The organism is Shivajiella indica, assembly GCF_042683085.1.
GTDB classification, from domain to species: Bacteria; Bacteroidota; Bacteroidia; order Cytophagales; family Cyclobacteriaceae; genus Shivajiella; species Shivajiella indica.
This window is the reverse complement of record NZ_JBHUIV010000016.1, coordinates 701,217-719,264: the sequence shown is the minus strand read 5'-3', so window position 1 is coordinate 719,264 and position 18,048 is coordinate 701,217. Positions and strand designations below refer to the sequence as shown.

Here is an 18,048-nt window from a genome sequence, read left to right as displayed (position 1 = left end):
GATTTAGATGAAACAATTGGATAAATAAAATAATCCTTAATTTACTATGAAATTCCTTTATTTGAAACAGGAAATCCTGACTTTTAAAATGATGGTAAAAAAAATCTTTTTATTTGTGTAGGTACTTCTCCAATAATACCTCCATTTCCAACTGTATTTTGGAAGCTTCTTGTTTAGCTGAATCCGCAAAGTTGATTCCACCTCCTGCATAAATAATTCCTCTTGAGGAATTCACAAGCAGTCCACATTGGGCATTCATCCCGTACTTTGCCACATCCTCCAGGCTTCCACCTTGAGCTCCAACTCCTGGAACTAAGAAGAAATGGTCAGGTACAATTCTCCTGACTTCAGCAATTTTCTCCCCTCTTGTCGCACCAACAACATACATTAAATTTTCAGGACTGCCCCATTTACTGCTTTTTTCCAAAACTTCCTGAAATAAAGGTTTTCCTTCTTTAGAAAGTTCCATCTGAAAATCCATGCTTCCTTCATTTGATGTCAGGGCCAATAATATCACCCATTTCCCTTCAAATTCCAGAAAGGGTTTTACACTGTCCACACCCATGTATGGGGCTACAGTAATGGAGTCAAAATCCATAGTTTCAAAAAAAGCTTTGGCATAAAGAGAAGAAGTATTGCCAATATCACCTCTTTTGGCATCAGCAATTGAAAAAATATCTTTAGGTATGTAATCCAAGGTTTTTTGAAGACTTTCCCAACCTTTAGGCCCTAAGGCCTCATAAAACGCAATATTGGGCTTATAAGCTACTGCAAATTCAGCGGTTGCCTCAATGATTTGTCTGTTGAATTCAAATATGGGATCTTTTCCTTTTAATAAATGAGAAGGGATTTTTCCAGGGTCGGTATCCAGACCCACACATAAAAATGATTTCTTTTTTAAAATTTGGCCGAATAACTCCTGACGGTTCATTGCTGGATTTTTTTCAAAAATAGGGATAAAAAATAATCCTGCATGTGATGCAGGATTTAAATTCAACGAAGATCAATAATTTCTATCTTCCCGTATTTTTGAGGATTGAAAGTGAAGTAATCATCTTGGATATCTGCGTTGGTGTTAATGGATTTAAACCGGTACTTAAATATTCCGCCCTGATCATCAAATATTTCCCAACCAATTAGGTCCTTGTTGACTTTGTCCACGCGAAGCAATACTTTTTTGAAAGGGGCCCCTTGATTGACAGCCAGTAATTCAATCTCCTGAATGACGACCTTATTTTCAGTTTTTTCTCCCATTAATCGGTAATTATATCCTTTTTGGTAGATGGTATACACAGATGAAGGTGTCAGCTCGTCTTCCATCTCACTGGCATTATTGATGGTTACTTCTTTGTAGTTTCCGGATTCAATATAAGTCCAGACTGTTTTTCCATTATTGAAAATTTCCTGTTCAGGAAGTTTCAAATGGTATTTATCACCCTTAATGGCAATTTCCCCAGTTTGGGATTGGCTTCTTCCATCCACCAAATCTTCATAAGAGAAATCAAAACTTGCTCTCAGCCCTTTTAATGTCTTGTATTTTTGGCTTACCCCATCGAGAATCTCTTTTGCTTTTGGATCTTTTTGGGCAAAAGAAAAATGGGCAACAGCACTAAAAAGAAAACAGGTGATTAATAATTTTTTAAACATGATACTTATTGAATTTTCCTTGTCAGGAAGCTTATTTGGGTAATTTAGAGGTTGTTCAATAACCGTTCCAAACTCGCTTCATCCTGAATTAAAACTTCTCTTGCTTTGCTACCCTCAAAAGGACCGACTATTCCTGCTGCCTCCAATTGATCTACAATCCTACCTGCACGGTTATAACCCAATTTTAATTTTCTTTGAATCAAAGAGGTACTTCCCTGCTGGTGAAGGACAATAAGCTTGGCCGCTTCATCAAATAATGGATCTCTGTCGGCAAGATCAATGTCCGCCACCCCGTTATCCCCATCCTCACCTTCAAACTCAGGAAGAAGGTAAGCATCCGGATAACCTTTTTGCTCCCCAATCCAATCACATATGGCATCAACCTCTGGGGTATCCAAGAAAGCACATTGTAAACGGGTCACATCCGAACCATGAGATAATAACATATCCCCCATGCCTATCAATTGATCAGCTCCTCCGGAATCAAGAATGGTACGGCTATCTATTTTTGAAGTCACGCGGAAAGATAAACGCGCCGGGAAATTGGCTTTTATGATACCGGTAATAACATTGACGGATGGTCTTTGGGTGGCTACAACCAAATGGATTCCAATTGCCCTTGCCAATTGGGCCAACCTTGCTATTGGCCCCTCAATTTCTTTCCCAGCTGTCATCATCAGGTCAGCCAATTCATCAATTACCAAAACGATGTAAGGCATAAAACGGTGACCTTTTTCAGGATTGAGTTTTCTGGCAATGAATTTGGCATTGTATTCTTTTAGATTCCTACAACCAGCTTCTTTCAAAAGGTTGTAACGGTTATCCATTTCTATACAAAGAGAGTTGAGCGTGTAGATTACCTTTTTTGTGTCTGTGATAATTGCTTCTTCTGAACCGGGAAGTTTGGCCAGAAAATGTCTTTCAATTTTATTAAAGAGCGTCAATTCCACCTTTTTTGGATCTACCAATACAAATTTTAGTTGTGATGGATGTTTTTTGTAGACCAAAGATGCAAGTATCATATTCAGCCCAACTGATTTACCCTGACCAGTGGCACCTGCCATCAGTAAGTGGGGCATTTTGGCCAAATCAATGACAAATACCTCATTGGAAATGGTTTTCCCTAAAGCTACCGGAAGATCTTTGTCGCTTTTCAGGAATTTTTCGGTGCCAATTACCGATCTGGCAGGAACTAACTCCCTGTTTTTATTTGGCACCTCAATACCAATAGTTCCCTTTCCTGGCATTGGGGCGATTATCCGGATGCCCAATGCGGCCAAACTCAGGGCAATATCATCTTCCAAATTTTTAATTTTGGAAATTTTGACTCCCGGATCAGGAACAATTTCATATAAAGTAACTGTCGGACCAATTGTCGCTTTGATTTCCTGGATTCCTATTTTAAAATTGACCAGGGTCTCAACAATCTTATTTTTATTTTCTTCAAGCTCCTGCCTGGATACAGTTACTTTTTGGAAATCATAGTTGTTCAGCAGGTCAAGGGTTGGATATTGGTAATGAGGCAAGTCCAATTTGGGATCATAAGGATCAAGGTTTTCTACTTCTTCTGCCGTTTTCTCCTCTCCATCTGCTTTGACAACAGAGAATTTCTTCTCTTCAAGGACAGATGGTTCATTTGGAGAGTCTTCTTGAATGGTAGATTCTCCTTCAATATTAAATACAGGAGAAGAAATTCCCTGCTTTGGAGTTTTTTCATCTGTTTTCAGTGTCCAAGTGTTCCCATCATCCTCAATATCTTCTTCCTCTTCAATTTCGTCATCAAATTCTCCATCCTCATCGAGATTATCCATATTGAAAGGTGAAGAGGTCAATGGTTTTTCTGAATCCTGCTCCAGAGAAGCGTTTTTATCTGAACTTAAGAACCAATTAAACTGGTCAATATTCAAATAATATATCACAAAGATCAGCAACGAACCCCCGATAATCAGGAATGTACCCCAGCCTAAAAAATTATCGGCCAGGATACCCAATTCAATACCAAAACCACCACTCAGGTCACCGATCAAATGATAACCTGATGTTTTTTGGACAAGGTATCCCGTAAGCAGACAAAGCCAGAATGTAAAAAAAAGGGCAAATACTGCATATCTGGAAAGAGAAAATAGGGATTTTTTAAAGGCAAGTTTGAAACCTATCAAAAAAACAAATGGAGGAAAGAGAAAAGCAGCTATTCCAAACCATTTATGGATAAAAACATGGGATAATTGTGCCCCTAACAAACCCAACCAGTTCCTTGTTTCTTCAGCAGTGGATCTAATATCCTGATCAATTTGGGAAACCACCAGATCTTGGTCAGCTTTACCTTCAAATAAATAACTGATGAAGGCAAATACCATAAAGATGGACAAAGAAATAAGAATGATTCCTAGGGTCAGCGGTAACCTTTTGTCTTTTACAAAAGACAAAGAGAAATTACTTTTTCCACTTGTTTTTTGCTTGGATTTGGGTTCGTTCTTTTTCCTAAAAGTATTTGATCGGGGTGTTTCTGAAGCCATTGTACTTTGCAGTCAATCTCTTTATGGGATTGAATATAAATGAATTTTAAAGATATCTTTTTATTGCTTGCCCAAATATTCGGCCAAACCTTTTTTTATCGATTTGACCATCCCCGGGCCTTCGTAAATCATTCCAGAGTAAACCTGTACAAGAGAAGCACCAGCTTCCAGTTTATTTATAGCATCCTTCGCATTGAAAATCCCGCCTACGCCAATAATTGGGAAAGCGTGATTGGATTGGCTGGCCAAATACCGGATGACCTCTGTACTTCTTTTCGCAAGAATCCTGCCACTGACCCCACCGGCACCTATGGCTTTAACTTCTTCTTCTGCTGTTTTCAGGTTGCTTCTATCTATTGTGGTATTGGTAGCAATGACGCCATCAATCTTGGTCTCCATCACAATTTCAATGATGTCATCCAATTGTCCCACCGTAAGATCCGGTGCAATTTTTAGGAGGATAGGTTTAGGCTTTTTCTTTTTGTCGTTTGCTTTTTTAACCTCCGTCAAGAGGTTTTTTAAGGGCTCTTTTTCCTGAAGATCTCTTAAATTGGGGGTATTGGGAGAACTTACATTCACCACAAAGTAATCCACATAAGGGTGTAATGTTTCCAGGCAATAGAGGTAATCATCCACAGCATGGTCATTTGGTGTACTTTTGTTTTTTCCTATGTTCCCTCCAATGATAATGGAGGTTTTTCTTTTTTTAAGTCTGAAAACAGCTTCATCTACCCCACCGTTGTTGAAACCCATCCTGTTAATTAAGGACTGGTCCTTGGGTAACCTGAATAGTCTGGGCAATGGATTACCCTCTTGGGGCCTAGGGGTCAAGGTTCCTATTTCAATAAAACCAAATCCCAACATCGCCATTTCATCAATTAATTTTGCATCTTTATCAAATCCGGCAGCCAGACCGACAGGATTTTTAAATTTCAACCCAAAAACCTCTCTTTCCAAAACAGGATTTTCATAGGAAAAAAAACCATTGATGATAGGTTTTAATAGGGGAAGGTTGAAAATTTTTTTGATCCAAGAAAAAGTGAAGTGGTGAGCATCTTCTGCGTTTTTCCTGAAAAGTAGAGGTTTGATGATTGCCTTATACACTTTTGGGATTATTGATTTTGACCGTAAAATTAAAGGAAATCTTAAAACTCTGTGGGGAATATTTCATGATTTATAAAAAGATCATTTTCTGGGATGAAACTCGTTCAATACTTGTCTCAGGTAATCCCTGTCCAAATGGGTATAAATCTCCGTAGTAGTGATACTCTCATGTCCAAGCATTTCCTGCACTGCCCTGAGATCAGCCCCGCCTTCTATTAAGTGGGTAGCAAAACTATGGCGGAAGGTATGGGGACTTACATTTTTTTTGAGCCCGACCAGTTCAACTTGTTTTTTGATGATCAGAAATACCATTACCCTGCTCAGTTTTTTACCCCTTCGGTTTAAGAAAACAAACTGTTCATGCCCCTTGGCAGGAGTCATTTGATTCCTTACTTCTTCTACGTACAATTTCAGGTATTTTAAAGCATCTTTTCCAATGGGAACCAATCTTTCTTTATTCCCCTTTCCAATTACCCTCAAGAAACCAATATCCGCATACACATTGGATAATTTTAAATCCGTAAGTTCAGAAACCCGTAGTCCGGAGCTGTAGAGGATTTCGAGCATGGCTCTGTTTCTATGTCCTTCAGGTTCTCCTAGTGGTATTCCCTCCAGGATTTGAACAATTTCCTGGTAATTTAAAGTGTCAGGTAATTTCCTTCCCAATTTAGGAGCTTCCAAAAGCTGCGCGGGGTCTTCTTTGATCTGGTCTTCATACATCAAAAAACGATAGAATGCCTTAATTCCGGAAATGATTCTTGCCTGGGTATATTCAGATATTTCCAGTTCCCCCAATCCGTTGATAAAATACCTAAGATGTTCCAGTTTTACCTCTGAGGGCTTTACCTCTGGAAATTGGCTTTCCATAAACCTGCTCAACTTTTCCATGTCCTGTAAATAGGCTAAAATGGAGTTTTTGCTCAAAGACCTTTCAATTTTAAGGTAATGTTGGAATTGACGAAGACTGGATTCCCAATTGGCAGCCATGAAATTTTTGGTCGGTTTATTTGAGTTTTGAATTAAGGTAGAAATTTAGGCAAATAAAAATTCCGAAAAGAAAAGGTGCACCTGAAAAGGCTTCTTGGAATTTTTTGAAGCCGGCTTCCTGATTGTAAAAAGTTTAATATGGAGAAATCTGTGTAATCTCTTAATAATGAAATAACTTTGGGCAAGTAAAAATACAACCACTAATTCTTTTAAAAATTTTGAAAATCTTAATAATTAATGGGCCGAATCTGAATTTGCTAGGAAAGAGAGAACCCGAAATTTATGGCAGTGTGACCTTTGAAGCTTATTTTGAAAGCTTAAAGGAGAAGTTTCCTGAAATTGATCTTCATTATTACCAAAGCAATATTGAAGGTAATCTAATTGATAAAATCCATGAAGTAGGATTTAGTTTTGATGCTATATTACTCAATGCAGGGGGATATACCCATACCTCAGTGGCCCTTTCAGATGCCATAGCAAGTGTTAAAACCCCGGTTTTGGAGGTCCACATTTCCAACATCTATAAAAGGGAAGAATTCAGACATAAGAGTATAATCACTAAAGAATGTATTGGTATGATTTCAGGTTTGGGTTTGATCGGCTATGAACTTGGAATCGAATATTTTATAAAGACTCAAAAATCATGATCACATTCGCCCCAGGCCCCTCAAAAGTCTACGATAGTCTTCCAAAATATATGCAGGAAGCCTACCAAAAAGGAATTTTAAGTGCGAATCACCGCTCTGCTGCTTTTATGTCTCTTTACCAAGAGACAGAAACCTTGATGAAAGAAAAGTTGCATGTGCCTGAAGGATATAAATTGCTTTTTACTTCTTCTGCTACTGAAAACTGGGAAATTATCACCCAGTCTCTGGTTCAATCTGCCAGTTTCCATATTTTCTCAGGTTCTTTCGGTAAAAAATGGTTTGATTATGCACGATATATTGAACCAAAGTCAATCGCCCATAAAATTGAACCGGATGAAACAATTCAGGTGGAATCCCTGGCTATAGGAGATGAATTTGATGTGATTGCCGTTACCCAAAATGAAACTTCCAATGCTACCCAGGTCAGCAACCAATTGATCGCGGATATAGCCAATAAATATCCTGAAAAAATGATTGCAGTCGATACCACTTCATCTATGGCAGGGATTGAGCTTGATTTTGAAATCGCAGATATTTGGTATGCATCGGTCCAAAAATGTTTTGGATTGCCGGCAGGTCTGGGTATCCTGTTGCTTTCTCCTAAGGCCATTTCAAAAGTCAAAGAAAAGGGAGAAAGAGGTAGATACAATAGTTTGAGTTTCATGCTTGAAAATGCCGAAAACTACCAAACACATTATACGCCCAATGTTTTTGGAATCTATCTTTTATATAGGGTTTTACAGGATATTCCTGAAATCCAGCATATAGACAGCAAGACCAGATCAAGAATGAGAACATTAGAGGATACCATTGCGCATACTTCCAAACTCAGAATGCTGATACAAAACCCTGAGGCAAGAAGTAGTACGGTATTGGCCATTTCTGGAAAGGAAGAGTTTATCAGTGAAATTAAAAGAGAGGCAGAAAAAAATGGGATGCAAATGGGTAGTGGTTATGGTCCTTTAAAACCTACAAGCTTTAGAATTGCTAATTTTCCTGCGATCAATGACGTGGAATTTGAAAAGTTGATCGGATTTCTGAAACAATATTGATCATGTTTAATTTAAAAGAAATATTTTCTGTTACCCTTATCCTGTTTTCAGTAATTGATATTTTGGGTTCGATTCCATTGATCATCAACCTGAGAAAAAAAGTAGGTCATGTTCAGTCAGGCAAAGCCACAATTGCTGCAGGCATCCTCATGTTGCTATTTCTGCTGATAGGGAAGTCAATTCTGTCTTTGTTCGGCATTGGGGTTGAGGACTTTGCAATTGCAGGGGCATTGATAATTTTTGCCTTGGGCGCAGAAATGATTTTGGGCATTGAGTTGTTTAAACCTGATCCTGAAGCTTCTACCACAAGCACTTCCATAGTTCCCATTGCCTTTCCCATGATCGCTGGGGCAGGGACTCTTACCACCATATTGACCTTAAAGGCTGAATATAGCCAACTCAACATTGCTATTGGAATAATAATCAATTTGGGTGTTGTCTATTTAGTATTGAAGAGCACCAATTGGTTGGAAAGAAAATTGGGTAAAACAGGACTTGATGTGCTGAGGAGGATTTTTGGCATTATTTTGCTCTCCATCGCCATCAAAATTTTCAAGGGAGCCCTTTATACAGGTGAAATGGGATAAGTTCAATTTAAAATTTAAGGGTGTATTTAAATCTTGTGGGAATGGATTGTTCCATTGCTAAAACTTGAGTTTAATTTGTTAGATGATTACAATTTATACAGATGGAGCCGCCAAAGGCAACCCAGGACCCGGGGGCTATGGAGTTGTGTTGAAATACAAGCATCATAGGAAAGAACTCTCTGAAGGTTTTCGTCTTACTACCAACAACAGAATGGAATTGCTTGCTGTCATCCGTGGCCTACAGGAAATCAAAGTAAGGGATATACCTGTAACTATTTATTCTGACAGCAAATATGTGGTTGATGCCATTGAAAAAGGATGGCTATGGGGGTGGCAAAAGAAGGGATTTAAAAATAAGAAAAACCCAGACCTTTGGCGTCTATATATCCCTCTTCACGTCCGGTACAAGCCCAGATTTGTTTGGGTCAAAGGACATGCGGGAAATACGGAAAATGAAAGGTGTGACCAATTGGCAGTGGCTGCTGCAGAAAGCCCCAATTTACCTCCTGATGTTGGTTATGAAAATTCCGGACCGGATTCTGAGATGGATTTTGATTCATGATGACTCGATTTTTTCATCTAGAGTAAGTCTTTAACTGAAATTCTATGTCGAAGTCCTCTAAAGCCTATTTTCAATTTAAACAGTTTGGAGTGCATCAGGATAGGTGCGCCATGAAAGTCAGTACAGATGGGGTTATTTTGGGGGCATATTCAGGTTTAGGGAACCCTAACAATATATTGGAAATAGGAACAGGTACAGGAGTGGTTTCACTTATGTTGGCGCAAAGGTTTCCCCAAGCTCAAGTCACAGGATTGGAAATTGATTATGATGCATGGGTACAAGCTTCTTTTAATGCAGATAAAAGCCCATGGGGAAATAGAATAATCTTTAAAAATCAAAGTTTTCAGGATTTTTATCAAAATGAAAATCAAAAATTTGATTTTATTATCAGTAACCCACCATATTATCCGGATCATTTAAAATCCAATAATCAACAGAGGAACCTTGCCTTACATAATGATAGTTTGACATTTTCCGATTTGGTTGAGGGGACGTCTAAGCTTTTGAGTAAAGAGGGAGATTTTTGGGTGATTTTGCCATTTAATCAAATGAAAAGCCTTGAATTGGAGGCCATGAAAGTTGGTTTAATTCCTAATCATATACTTATTGTAAGGGATAATCCTATAAAACCTATTCTCAGGGTTGTGAGGTCTTTCAGCTTCGCCGGGAAAGAACCTTTTTCGAATGAACTATTTATCAAGGATAGTCAAAATAAATATTCTGCTACATACGCTGATTTATTGAAAGATTTCCTGTTGATTTTTTAAAAAGTTCATTAAACTTTACTAGACTTAATTAAAGTATATTTTTTTAAATCTAATATTGCTGTATTTTTAGCCCTCGCTTAAAGTATTAATTTGATGATTAAGAGGATTATTGGTGTTATTTCAACCTGCTTTCTGCTTTTTGGTGTTTTTTCATCATGCGAAGAGAAAATAGATGTTGCTCCCTCTATTATTACGGAAGATGTGTTGTATGTCAGCGGAGAAAGATTAAGGGTTTCCGGCAGGATAATTACCACCCAAACCATAAATGCTTCAGATCACGGGTTTTATATTTCAGAGAATGAGTCATTCTCTCAACCTGTAATAATTTCCTTGGGGGAAAGGGCAAATCCAGGCCGTTTTATCGGAGAAATTTCTTCTTTGACCATTGATAAGAGATATTTTGTAAAGGCGTTTGTTACAATTCAGGATGAAATCATTTTTGGGAATGTAGCCGAAGTGGAAACCCTGATACCTGCAATATTCAGTTTTTCTCCCAATAATGGTCCTGAAGGAACAATAGTTACAATATCAGGTAAAAATCTGACTTCCGATACAGAGGTTTTTTTTGGAAGTGGTAAAGGAACTGTTGTAGATATAAGTTTTGAGTCCACCCTTCAGGTCAGAGTCCCTCCTATTTCCGGTCTGCCAGTGGTCAATATTAAGGTGGTCAATCAAGAAAGAGAAATAAGTTTTGAAACGCCTTTTGAGTACACAACCGGTAAGTATACCAAACTGGCAGATTTTCCATCTGCTATAAGAATTTTCGATGGCATTTCTTTACAGGAAAACGATGTTTTCTATGTAGGAATGGGTACAGATAGGGGACAAGCTGTTAATAATACCATGTGGAAATATCAAGTAGGGGATAATAACTGGCAGGAAATCCCATTACCCAGCAGAGCCTTGTGGAGGGCTTTTTCCAGTAAGACCTATTACGGTGGAGGTTCTTTGTCCCCAATATTTGATGGTCTGGTAGGAGATTTTTATCAATTAAAAAACGGTCAGTTTCTGGCATTGAACAATTTGCCCTTTTTCAAATTAAGGACAGTTGGTTTTGAAATTGGCGGAAATCTTTACGTATTGGGAGGGCGTACTATTGAGTCTCCCAAGGAGGTCTTTGAGTACAATGCCCAGACCAATATTTGGAGAAAAATGAGAGATGCACCGATAGAAATCGATGAGACCGTTCTTAATTTCACTTATGGTGGGAAACAATATTTTATCGATCCCCTGACCAAAGACCTGTTAGCATTTGATCCTGGGACAGATTCTTGGGAGGCCGTTTCAAAATTCCCTGGCGATCTTGGAAACGGAACAGGTGTCGGGGTAGTAATTGGTAATAGAGCATATCTTGGTCTCGGCAATAGGTCAGATCAAATGTGGGAGCTTAATATGACAAATTTGAACTGGGCAGAGAAAAATAAATTTACTGGCTCAACAGTTACCAGAAATTCAGGGGTTTATGTACATGGAGGATTGATTTACATGTTAAGAAGCGCAGAAGTTCAGATTCTGGGCGTACCTTCTGAATTTTGGGTTTTTGACCCAAATGGTTTTTAAAAAAAGATCTATGAAAAAGATAATAATTCTTTTAACCTTCTTTGTTTTCTTTTTTAACGGGTGGATTTTGGCCCAGCAAAGGAACGTGGTGGGAAGGGATATTGGTGAATTGAAAAACTTAAAAATCGGCGGTAGGTTAACTGACCAAATTACAGGTGAGGCCCTTGTGGGAGCGACTGTAACTGTTAAGGAAATCGATAAAACAGAAATTACCAATTCCAATGGAATGTTCAATTTGGTGTTAGACAGGGCAGAATATACTTTGGAGTTCAGGTATGTTGGATACGAGACAATTATCTATCCCATTGTTGCTGTAGGAGAAGGTAGAATAAATCTCACCATGATCCAGGAGGATTTTACTCTGGATGACGTGGTAATTTTTGGCAGAGACCCTGAGCAAAATATCAGGAGTACTGATATGGGAGCGATTAGTATAAGTATGAATACCCTGAAGGAATTGCCGCCTTTTTTAGGGGAAGTTGATATCATTAGATCTGTGGCAACTCTTCCTGGAGTAAGCCAAGTGGGAGAAGCCTCTTCGGGACTAAATGTAAGAGGAGGAGGCGCTGATCAAAACCTGATTATGTTTGCAGGAGCTCCTGTATATAACCCATCACATTTATTCGGTTTGTTTACTGCCTTCAATCCCGACGTGGTCAATGACTTTACTTTATACAAGGCGATCATCCCTACACGGTATGGGGGAAGGGGCTCTTCCATTTTGGATATTGGACCTAAGTCTGGGAGTTTGACGAGATGGGGAGGGGATTTTATGGTAGGTACAGTTTCAGGTAAAGCATCGGTCAATGGGCCAATTGTTAAAGATGTGCTATCAGCCCAGGTAAGTTTCAGGGGATCCTATATTAACTGGCTACTGAACTCATTGAAAAACCCCGATCTAAGGACAAGTCAGGCAAATTTCAATGATATAAATGCGATTTTATATGGAGAAATCAATGAAAATCATAATTTGACCTATAGCTTTTACCGAAGTTACGATGATTTTGCTTTAGCATCAGATACTACCATTTCATGGACAAACCAAAGCCAGTCCATTCGTTATTCAGGAAGGTTTGGTGAAAAAGCCAATTTGGATGTGATTGGATTCCAAACCTTATATGACTTTACCATCTTCAACCAATCCGGAATCAATAATTTTGATCTTAAATCGGGAATTACTGATACAGGGCTTCGGGTGAATTTCACTTATAATTTAGGAGCAAATAATAGAATCAGTGTAGGAGGGGACACCAAACAACTCACTATTCAACCTGGGGAATTGATTCCCGATGGAAATTCAGAATCTGGTGTTTTACCCCAGAAAGTCCAAAATGAGTATGGAAGAGAAAGTGGGGTTTATTTGCAACATGAATTTGAACTTGGGGAAAAGTTTGGTTTTTCCTATGGGGCAAGATATGATTTTTACCAATACCTGGGTCCAAGGACTGTGAAGGAATATGCAGAGAACCTCCCCATCAATTCAGGGAATGTAATCGGAGAACGTACTTATGAAGACGGGGAAGTAATTCAGACTTATGATGGATTTGGGCCAAGGGTTTCCGTAAGATATTCACTGGACAGCAGGACTTCCATAAAAGCGGGATACAACAAAATGTATCAATTTATACATTTGATATCCAATACTGCGACAATTGCACCTACTGATGTTTGGAAATTGAGTGATCAGTTTCTTAAGCCTCAGATTGTAGATCAATACTCATTGGGTATTTACAAGAATTTCAAAGGAAATATCTTTGAAACATCTGTGGAAGTATATTACAAGGACATCCAAAATGTAGTTGAATATAAAGACGGAGCAAGACTTTTGTTACAAAACGATTTGGAGACTGAAATAATTCCAGGTCAGGGTCAGGCATATGGGATTGAATTATATGCAAAGAAAAACTTGGGAAGAATTACAGGATGGGCAAGTTATACCTACTCAAGAGCTTTAAGAAGGGTAATTACTCCTTTTGAAGAGGAAATTATTAACGATGGGGACTGGTTTCCTGCCAATTTTGATAAGCCTCATGACTTAACCTTGATTGGAAATTATAAAATCAGCACTTTAACTTCTTTTTCTGCCACGTTTTCTTATAGCACCGGAAGACCGGTAACATTCCCTGAAGCAAAGTTTGATTTTGCAGGGAACTCTCTTGCCTATTTTAGGAATAGGAATTTACAGAGGATACCTGATTACCATAGATTGGACGTTTCTTTAAATTTTAAATTCCAAGGTAAAGGCAAGTTTTTTGAAGGAGACTGGACATTTGCCATTATGAATGTTTATGGAAGGAAAAACCCATTTTCTATCTTCTTTGCTGACCAAGCAGGCTCACCGCCTCAAGCATATAGATTGGCAATCTTAGGGGTTCCATTGCCTACTTTGAGTTATTCTTTAAAATTCTGATTGTGATGTTAAAAAGATTAATATTTGTTCTATTGATATTTACCCTTTCCTGTATCGATCCCTACAACATTGAAACAGAACAAGGAGAACAACTGCTCACAGTGGAGGGTTTTATCACAAATGAATTGGGTCCTCACCTTATCAGACTTACCAGATCAGATACTTATGGGTCGGTATTTGAAGGCTTGATCAGACCTGTAAGGCAGGCCATTGTCAATGTGAGGGATAGTCAGGGACTGGTTACCTTTCTTACGGAAATAGAGCCAGGAGTTTATGCTACTCCAAGTGATTTTGCAGCCCAGCCTGGTTTTTCTTATACCCTCCAAATCAGGTTGTTGGACGGGAAGGAATATACCTCATTTCCTGAAAAGATAAACCCAGTTGCCCCAATCGATTCTGTTTCTTACCGTAGTCTTAGTCTTGCCACGGATAACCGGCTTGAGGATAGGGTAGGGGTTCAATTGGTAGCCCATTTTAAGGATCCCAGTGATCAGACCAACTTTTATTATTGGAGAACTAACCCTGGAATGTACGTGGTTGTGGCAAACCCCGAATTGTACACTTTGCCTCCAGATCATCCTACCAATCCCAGAGGTCCTGCTCCAAAGGATTGTTGTGCCACTTGTTATCTTGTTGAAAACAGCAGGTTGCAGAGTTTTGCCATTGCCTCTGATGAGGATTTTAACGGACTTTCCACAAGGCTTCCGATTACTTTCATTGAAGATAATGGCTTAAGATTTAAGGATACTTATCGCGCAGATATTCTTCAGATGGGGATTTCTGCAGAGGCACATAGGTTTTTAAAGCTAGTGGATCAGCAGCTTAGTATTACTGGTAGTGTTTTTGATCAACCTCCTGCAAATATCCGGGGAAATATGGTTAGTCTTGATAATCCTGATGAGGTAGTTTTGGGATATTTTATTGCCGCTTCAGTATCAAACAAAACAGTCTACATCAAAAGAGAGGATTTGGAATTTACAGCTACTCAGAGAATTATTCCTGATGATTGTCAGATAGTACCGGATGCTACGTTGACACCTCCTCCAGGATGGAATCCTTGATCACAAACTAGTTTATCCATTCTACCACTTCCTTGAAAATGATCCCTTCATTTTCAAGGAGAGATAAAATCGGTTCATAAATTGCTGGCATCACGGGTAACTTTAAGCCCTTTTCTTTTATTTTTCCCACTAAAAACATATCTGCGGCGATGGCCAAGGGCAATCCCACCGTCTTGGCCATTGCTGTAAATTCTTGGTTCTCACCTTTACAGACCAAGCTAGAAGTTATTTTTTTAAGTCCTTTTGGAGTATTCACTTCAAAAAGATGTTGCATGACAATCATATCCTTATCCTCAGGATTGAGTTTCCATTTTTCTTCCAGTATTGCCTGTAATATTGAGGCAGGGCTTCCTTTGGTCTTTGGTAAATCCTTTTTATCAAATAGTTCCAGCCATTTGATTTTTTCCATAATTGTTTCGTTTACCCAAGGAAGAAGCTCCTGAAGTTTCAACTCTACACTTTTTGTCCTATGATAGGGAAGAAAAGCATTAAGAAATTCCCTTTTTGTAAATTTTTTAGGGAGGTCCATTTCAAACGTATCATCTGTTAGACCCAATTGCACAAACACATCCCAGCTTTGGCAAAACCCAGACCTTCTCAAAGTTCCCCTCAGGAGTGTTGGTATATTTTCCAATCCATAAATCGCTCTATAAATCAAGGAATCCCTGTTTGCATAGGCGTCAAATTCCCCCACATCCTGAAAAGAGATTTTTTCCAGTCTTTTAAATAACATATGATACGGGATATATTTGAGATCACCATTCTGTATATATCGGGACATCCCTTGACCAGCCAATACTACATTCCTTGGGTTCCAGGTGAATTTGTATTTCCATGGGTTATTTTCGCTTTCTGGCGCAAGAACCCCACCTGTGTAGGACTTGAAGGAAATGATTTCATTTCCTGATGCTTTTTCGCGGTCTATGATTTGTTTTGCTGACATATGATCAACGCCAGGATCCAATCCACATTCATTGAGAAAGAGCAGTCCTTTTGATTCGATGGCCTCTTTCATTTTTCTCAAAGCATCAGATTCATATGAAGCCGTAAAAAAATGCTTTCCCAAGTCCAGACAATCTTGGGCCACAATAGGGTGTAAAAATGCAGGCAACATTGAAATCACCAGGTCTGACTTTTCAATTAACCTCTTTCTGGATTGGATGTCATTCAGGTCAATGTCTGTGGCAAGGGCATTTTTTTGTGACTTCAATTTTTTTTCCGCAATTTCTTTGCTGACATCTGCCAAAATCACGAATCTATTTTTCTCAGATGCGTGATGTAAAAGATATTCTATCAAATAGGTGGAAGATTTACCTGCTCCGATGATTAAGATTGTCTGCATTTGGGTTTACAAAAATGTTTATTTGCAATGCCAAGTTGTAAAAAAAGTACCAAGGTCAAAAACTCTTCCTGATAAATTCAAAAAAAAGAACATTTGACATTTATTTTTTGTTAATTAAACTCTTCTTTAAGCATTAGCATGAGAAAAAAAATAGAATTTAGATCCACCCTTGAAGTTTATCTTCCTAAGGACTGGTCTGAGGAGGATAGAAACCTTATTGAATTGGCGCAAAAAATATCAAAAAATGCGCATGCTCCATATTCTGATTTTTTGGTAGGAGCAGCAGTCCTATTAGATAATGGTAAAGTATTTGCTGCAAATAATCAGGAAAATGTTTCCTTTCCTGTAGGGATTTGTGCTGAAAGGGCTGCTTTAAGTTATGCTATGGCTAATTTCCCGGATTCCAGGCCTAAAAAAATTGCTATTTTTGCAAGGAGACGACATGAAGACAGAATTGCTTCCGTAACCCCATGCGGGCTATGCCGGCAAACCATCAATGAATATGAAGTGAAATTTAAATCTCCTATAGAGGTTATGATGCTTTCTCCAGAAGGTCATTTGCTTGTAGCCAACGGAATTGAACAGTTGTTGCCCTTTAGATTCAATGATCTGAACAGTTGATGAAATTTGATATAAAATATGAGCATTTGGCTCACTTTAGGGCTTCCCATGACATTACTTATAGGGAAAATGAGATGCTGTTCGTGTTACATGGTTATGGCCAGCTTTCGGAATTTTTCTTAAAGAAACTTTCCCCATTATTCTCTGAGGAAAGACTGATTGTAGCCCCCGAAGCAACGAATTATCATTATTTGCAGGGTTTTTCGGGAAGGGTTGGTGCCAATTGGATGACCAAACATGAAAGGGAATCCGCTATTAGCAATAACAATAATTATTTGAACGCTATTTTGGAATTACTTTTGAGCAATTATAAAAGTTTTCCAATATTGAAAGTATTGGGCTTCTCTCAGGGTGCAGCAACAGCAACAAGATGGGTCAGTCAATTAAAGGTTCCAATTGAAACTTTAATTTTATGGGGAGGTGGATTCGCGCATGATCTTGAACCCGAAAAAGCCTCTTTGAAGTTGAAAAAAACGAATTGTTTTATCGCTACTGGAGATAGGGATGAATTCATTACAGAAGAGTCTATGTCCAAACAAGATGAACTGATCAAAGCTATGCGTTTAAAGGTAGAGAGGGTCGTATATCCGGGCGGCCATGACCTGGATTTGGGAGTTTTGAGCCATTTGATTGAAAGACAAAAAGTTAATGGTTGATACCTATCGAAATTGTTTGATTTTAACAGCCAGTTAGTTAATTTTCTCAAAATTTTACATTTTAACAATAATGTTTACCCTATCTGAAAAAGAAGTAGAGAAAATAGCAGCCCAACTGCTAAAAGGCATGATTTGTTTTTATCAATTGGATAATAAAAAAATCCATCATTTGCCTGATGACGAGGATTATTTTAATTATGACCTTACCCCTGAGGAAGAGGATATCCTTGATGAAATAGACGATAATCCTGATAATTTTGCAGAATTTACAAAAATGGAACCTAGTCAGGAACATCAGATGATGGAGAATTTCGCGGACAGAATTGTAAAAGAAAGGAATTTTCAGGATGAACTGTTTAATGCGTTGAGCAAACCTAAGGCAGCTACTGCATTTAAATTTTTGATTGATAGTTCTGGGAAATACAAAGATAGGTGGTCCGAATACCGCCTCCAGAAATACAAAGACTGGGTAAAAGAGCAAATAGACAGTTTTAATTACTCAGAAGAATAAAGAGCGCTACAGCATGTA

Annotated in this window: 17 protein-coding genes; 11 read left to right on the top strand and 6 right to left on the bottom strand. The window is 38.5% G+C overall.

Annotated features, from left to right (window positions below; translation table 11 throughout):
• Positions 1-109: 109 nt before the first annotated feature.
• From pyrF to xerD, 5 genes are all read right to left on the bottom strand, one after another.
• Positions 110-931: an orotidine-5'-phosphate decarboxylase gene (gene pyrF, locus ACFSKV_RS12630; protein WP_380803248.1), complete on the bottom strand. Its 822-nt coding sequence runs from the start codon at positions 929-931 to the stop codon at positions 110-112.
• Positions 932-993: 62 nt separating this feature from the next.
• Complete coding sequence (lolA1, locus tag ACFSKV_RS12625) at positions 994-1,647, bottom strand: outer membrane lipoprotein periplasmic chaperone LolA1 (RefSeq protein ID WP_380803246.1); 654 nt, start codon at positions 1,645-1,647, stop codon at positions 994-996.
• Between the two features lie 44 nt (positions 1,648-1,691).
• On the bottom strand, positions 1,692-4,163 hold the full coding sequence (locus ACFSKV_RS12620) for an FtsK/SpoIIIE family DNA translocase (protein WP_380803244.1): 2,472 nt from the start codon (positions 4,161-4,163) through the stop codon (positions 1,692-1,694).
• Between the two features lie 60 nt (positions 4,164-4,223).
• Positions 4,224-5,267 carry a quinone-dependent dihydroorotate dehydrogenase gene (locus ACFSKV_RS12615; RefSeq protein ID WP_380803241.1) on the bottom strand — a complete coding sequence of 348 codons (1,044 nt, stop codon included), beginning with the start codon at positions 5,265-5,267 and terminating at the stop codon, positions 4,224-4,226.
• An 81-nt stretch (positions 5,268-5,348) separates the two neighbouring features.
• The gene (gene xerD / locus ACFSKV_RS12610; RefSeq protein WP_380803238.1) at positions 5,349-6,254 is read right to left on the bottom strand and encodes a site-specific tyrosine recombinase XerD; all 906 of its coding nucleotides are present in this window, start codon (positions 6,252-6,254) and stop codon (positions 5,349-5,351) included.
• 218 nt (positions 6,255-6,472) lie between these two features.
• Between xerD and aroQ the strand changes: the two genes are divergently transcribed.
• The 8 genes from aroQ to ACFSKV_RS12570 all read left to right on the top strand — a co-directional run bounded on the left by aroQ (position 6,473) and on the right by ACFSKV_RS12570 (position 14,900).
• On the top strand, positions 6,473-6,901 hold the full coding sequence (gene aroQ, locus ACFSKV_RS12605) for a type II 3-dehydroquinate dehydratase (RefSeq protein ID WP_380803236.1): 429 nt from the start codon (positions 6,473-6,475) through the stop codon (positions 6,899-6,901).
• Positions 6,898-7,953 (top strand): aminotransferase class V-fold PLP-dependent enzyme, encoded by a 1,056-nt coding sequence (locus tag ACFSKV_RS12600; RefSeq protein WP_380803233.1) that lies wholly within the window; start codon positions 6,898-6,900, stop codon positions 7,951-7,953. Before aroQ ends, ACFSKV_RS12600 begins: the two co-directional genes overlap by 4 nt.
• 2 nt (positions 7,954-7,955) lie before the next feature.
• On the top strand, positions 7,956-8,540 hold the full coding sequence (locus ACFSKV_RS12595) for a MarC family protein (protein WP_380803230.1): 585 nt from the start codon (positions 7,956-7,958) through the stop codon (positions 8,538-8,540).
• 82 nt (positions 8,541-8,622) lie between these two features.
• Positions 8,623-9,102 carry a ribonuclease HI gene (rnhA, locus tag ACFSKV_RS12590; protein WP_380803228.1) on the top strand — a complete coding sequence of 160 codons (480 nt, stop codon included), beginning with the start codon at positions 8,623-8,625 and terminating at the stop codon, positions 9,100-9,102.
• Positions 9,103-9,146: 44 nt separating this feature from the next.
• Complete coding sequence (locus ACFSKV_RS12585; RefSeq protein ID WP_380803225.1) at positions 9,147-9,869, top strand: tRNA1(Val) (adenine(37)-N6)-methyltransferase; 723 nt, start codon at positions 9,147-9,149, stop codon at positions 9,867-9,869.
• A 93-nt stretch (positions 9,870-9,962) separates the two neighbouring features.
• Positions 9,963-11,429 carry an IPT/TIG domain-containing protein gene (locus ACFSKV_RS12580; RefSeq protein ID WP_380803222.1) on the top strand — a complete coding sequence of 489 codons (1,467 nt, stop codon included), beginning with the start codon at positions 9,963-9,965 and terminating at the stop codon, positions 11,427-11,429.
• A 10-nt stretch (positions 11,430-11,439) separates the two neighbouring features.
• The gene (locus tag ACFSKV_RS12575) at positions 11,440-13,839 is read left to right on the top strand and encodes a TonB-dependent receptor (RefSeq protein ID WP_380803219.1); all 2,400 of its coding nucleotides are present in this window, start codon (positions 11,440-11,442) and stop codon (positions 13,837-13,839) included.
• A 5-nt stretch (positions 13,840-13,844) separates the two neighbouring features.
• A complete protein-coding gene (locus ACFSKV_RS12570; RefSeq protein ID WP_380803216.1) occupies positions 13,845-14,900 on the top strand; it encodes a DUF4249 domain-containing protein in 1,056 nt (351 codons plus the stop codon).
• A gap of 7 nt (positions 14,901-14,907) precedes the next feature.
• On the opposite strand, the gene ACFSKV_RS12565 is transcribed toward ACFSKV_RS12570, so the two are convergent.
• The gene (locus tag ACFSKV_RS12565; protein ID WP_380803212.1) at positions 14,908-16,242 is read right to left on the bottom strand and encodes a saccharopine dehydrogenase family protein; all 1,335 of its coding nucleotides are present in this window, start codon (positions 16,240-16,242) and stop codon (positions 14,908-14,910) included.
• 138 nt (positions 16,243-16,380) lie between these two features.
• Here ACFSKV_RS12565 and ACFSKV_RS12560 point away from each other — a divergent pair, with 138 nt between their 5' ends.
• The 3 genes from ACFSKV_RS12560 to ACFSKV_RS12550 all read left to right on the top strand — a co-directional run bounded on the left by ACFSKV_RS12560 (position 16,381) and on the right by ACFSKV_RS12550 (position 18,030).
• Positions 16,381-16,863 (top strand): cytidine deaminase, encoded by a 483-nt coding sequence (locus ACFSKV_RS12560; RefSeq protein ID WP_380803209.1) that lies wholly within the window; start codon positions 16,381-16,383, stop codon positions 16,861-16,863.
• Positions 16,863-17,519: an alpha/beta hydrolase gene (locus tag ACFSKV_RS12555; RefSeq protein WP_380803207.1), complete on the top strand. Its 657-nt coding sequence runs from the start codon at positions 16,863-16,865 to the stop codon at positions 17,517-17,519. Before ACFSKV_RS12560 ends, ACFSKV_RS12555 begins: the two co-directional genes overlap by 1 nt.
• A 70-nt stretch (positions 17,520-17,589) precedes the next feature.
• Positions 17,590-18,030, top strand: coding sequence for a UPF0158 family protein (locus ACFSKV_RS12550; protein ID WP_380803204.1), 441 nt, complete (start codon positions 17,590-17,592; stop codon positions 18,028-18,030).
• The last annotated feature ends 18 nt before the right edge of the window (positions 18,031-18,048 follow it).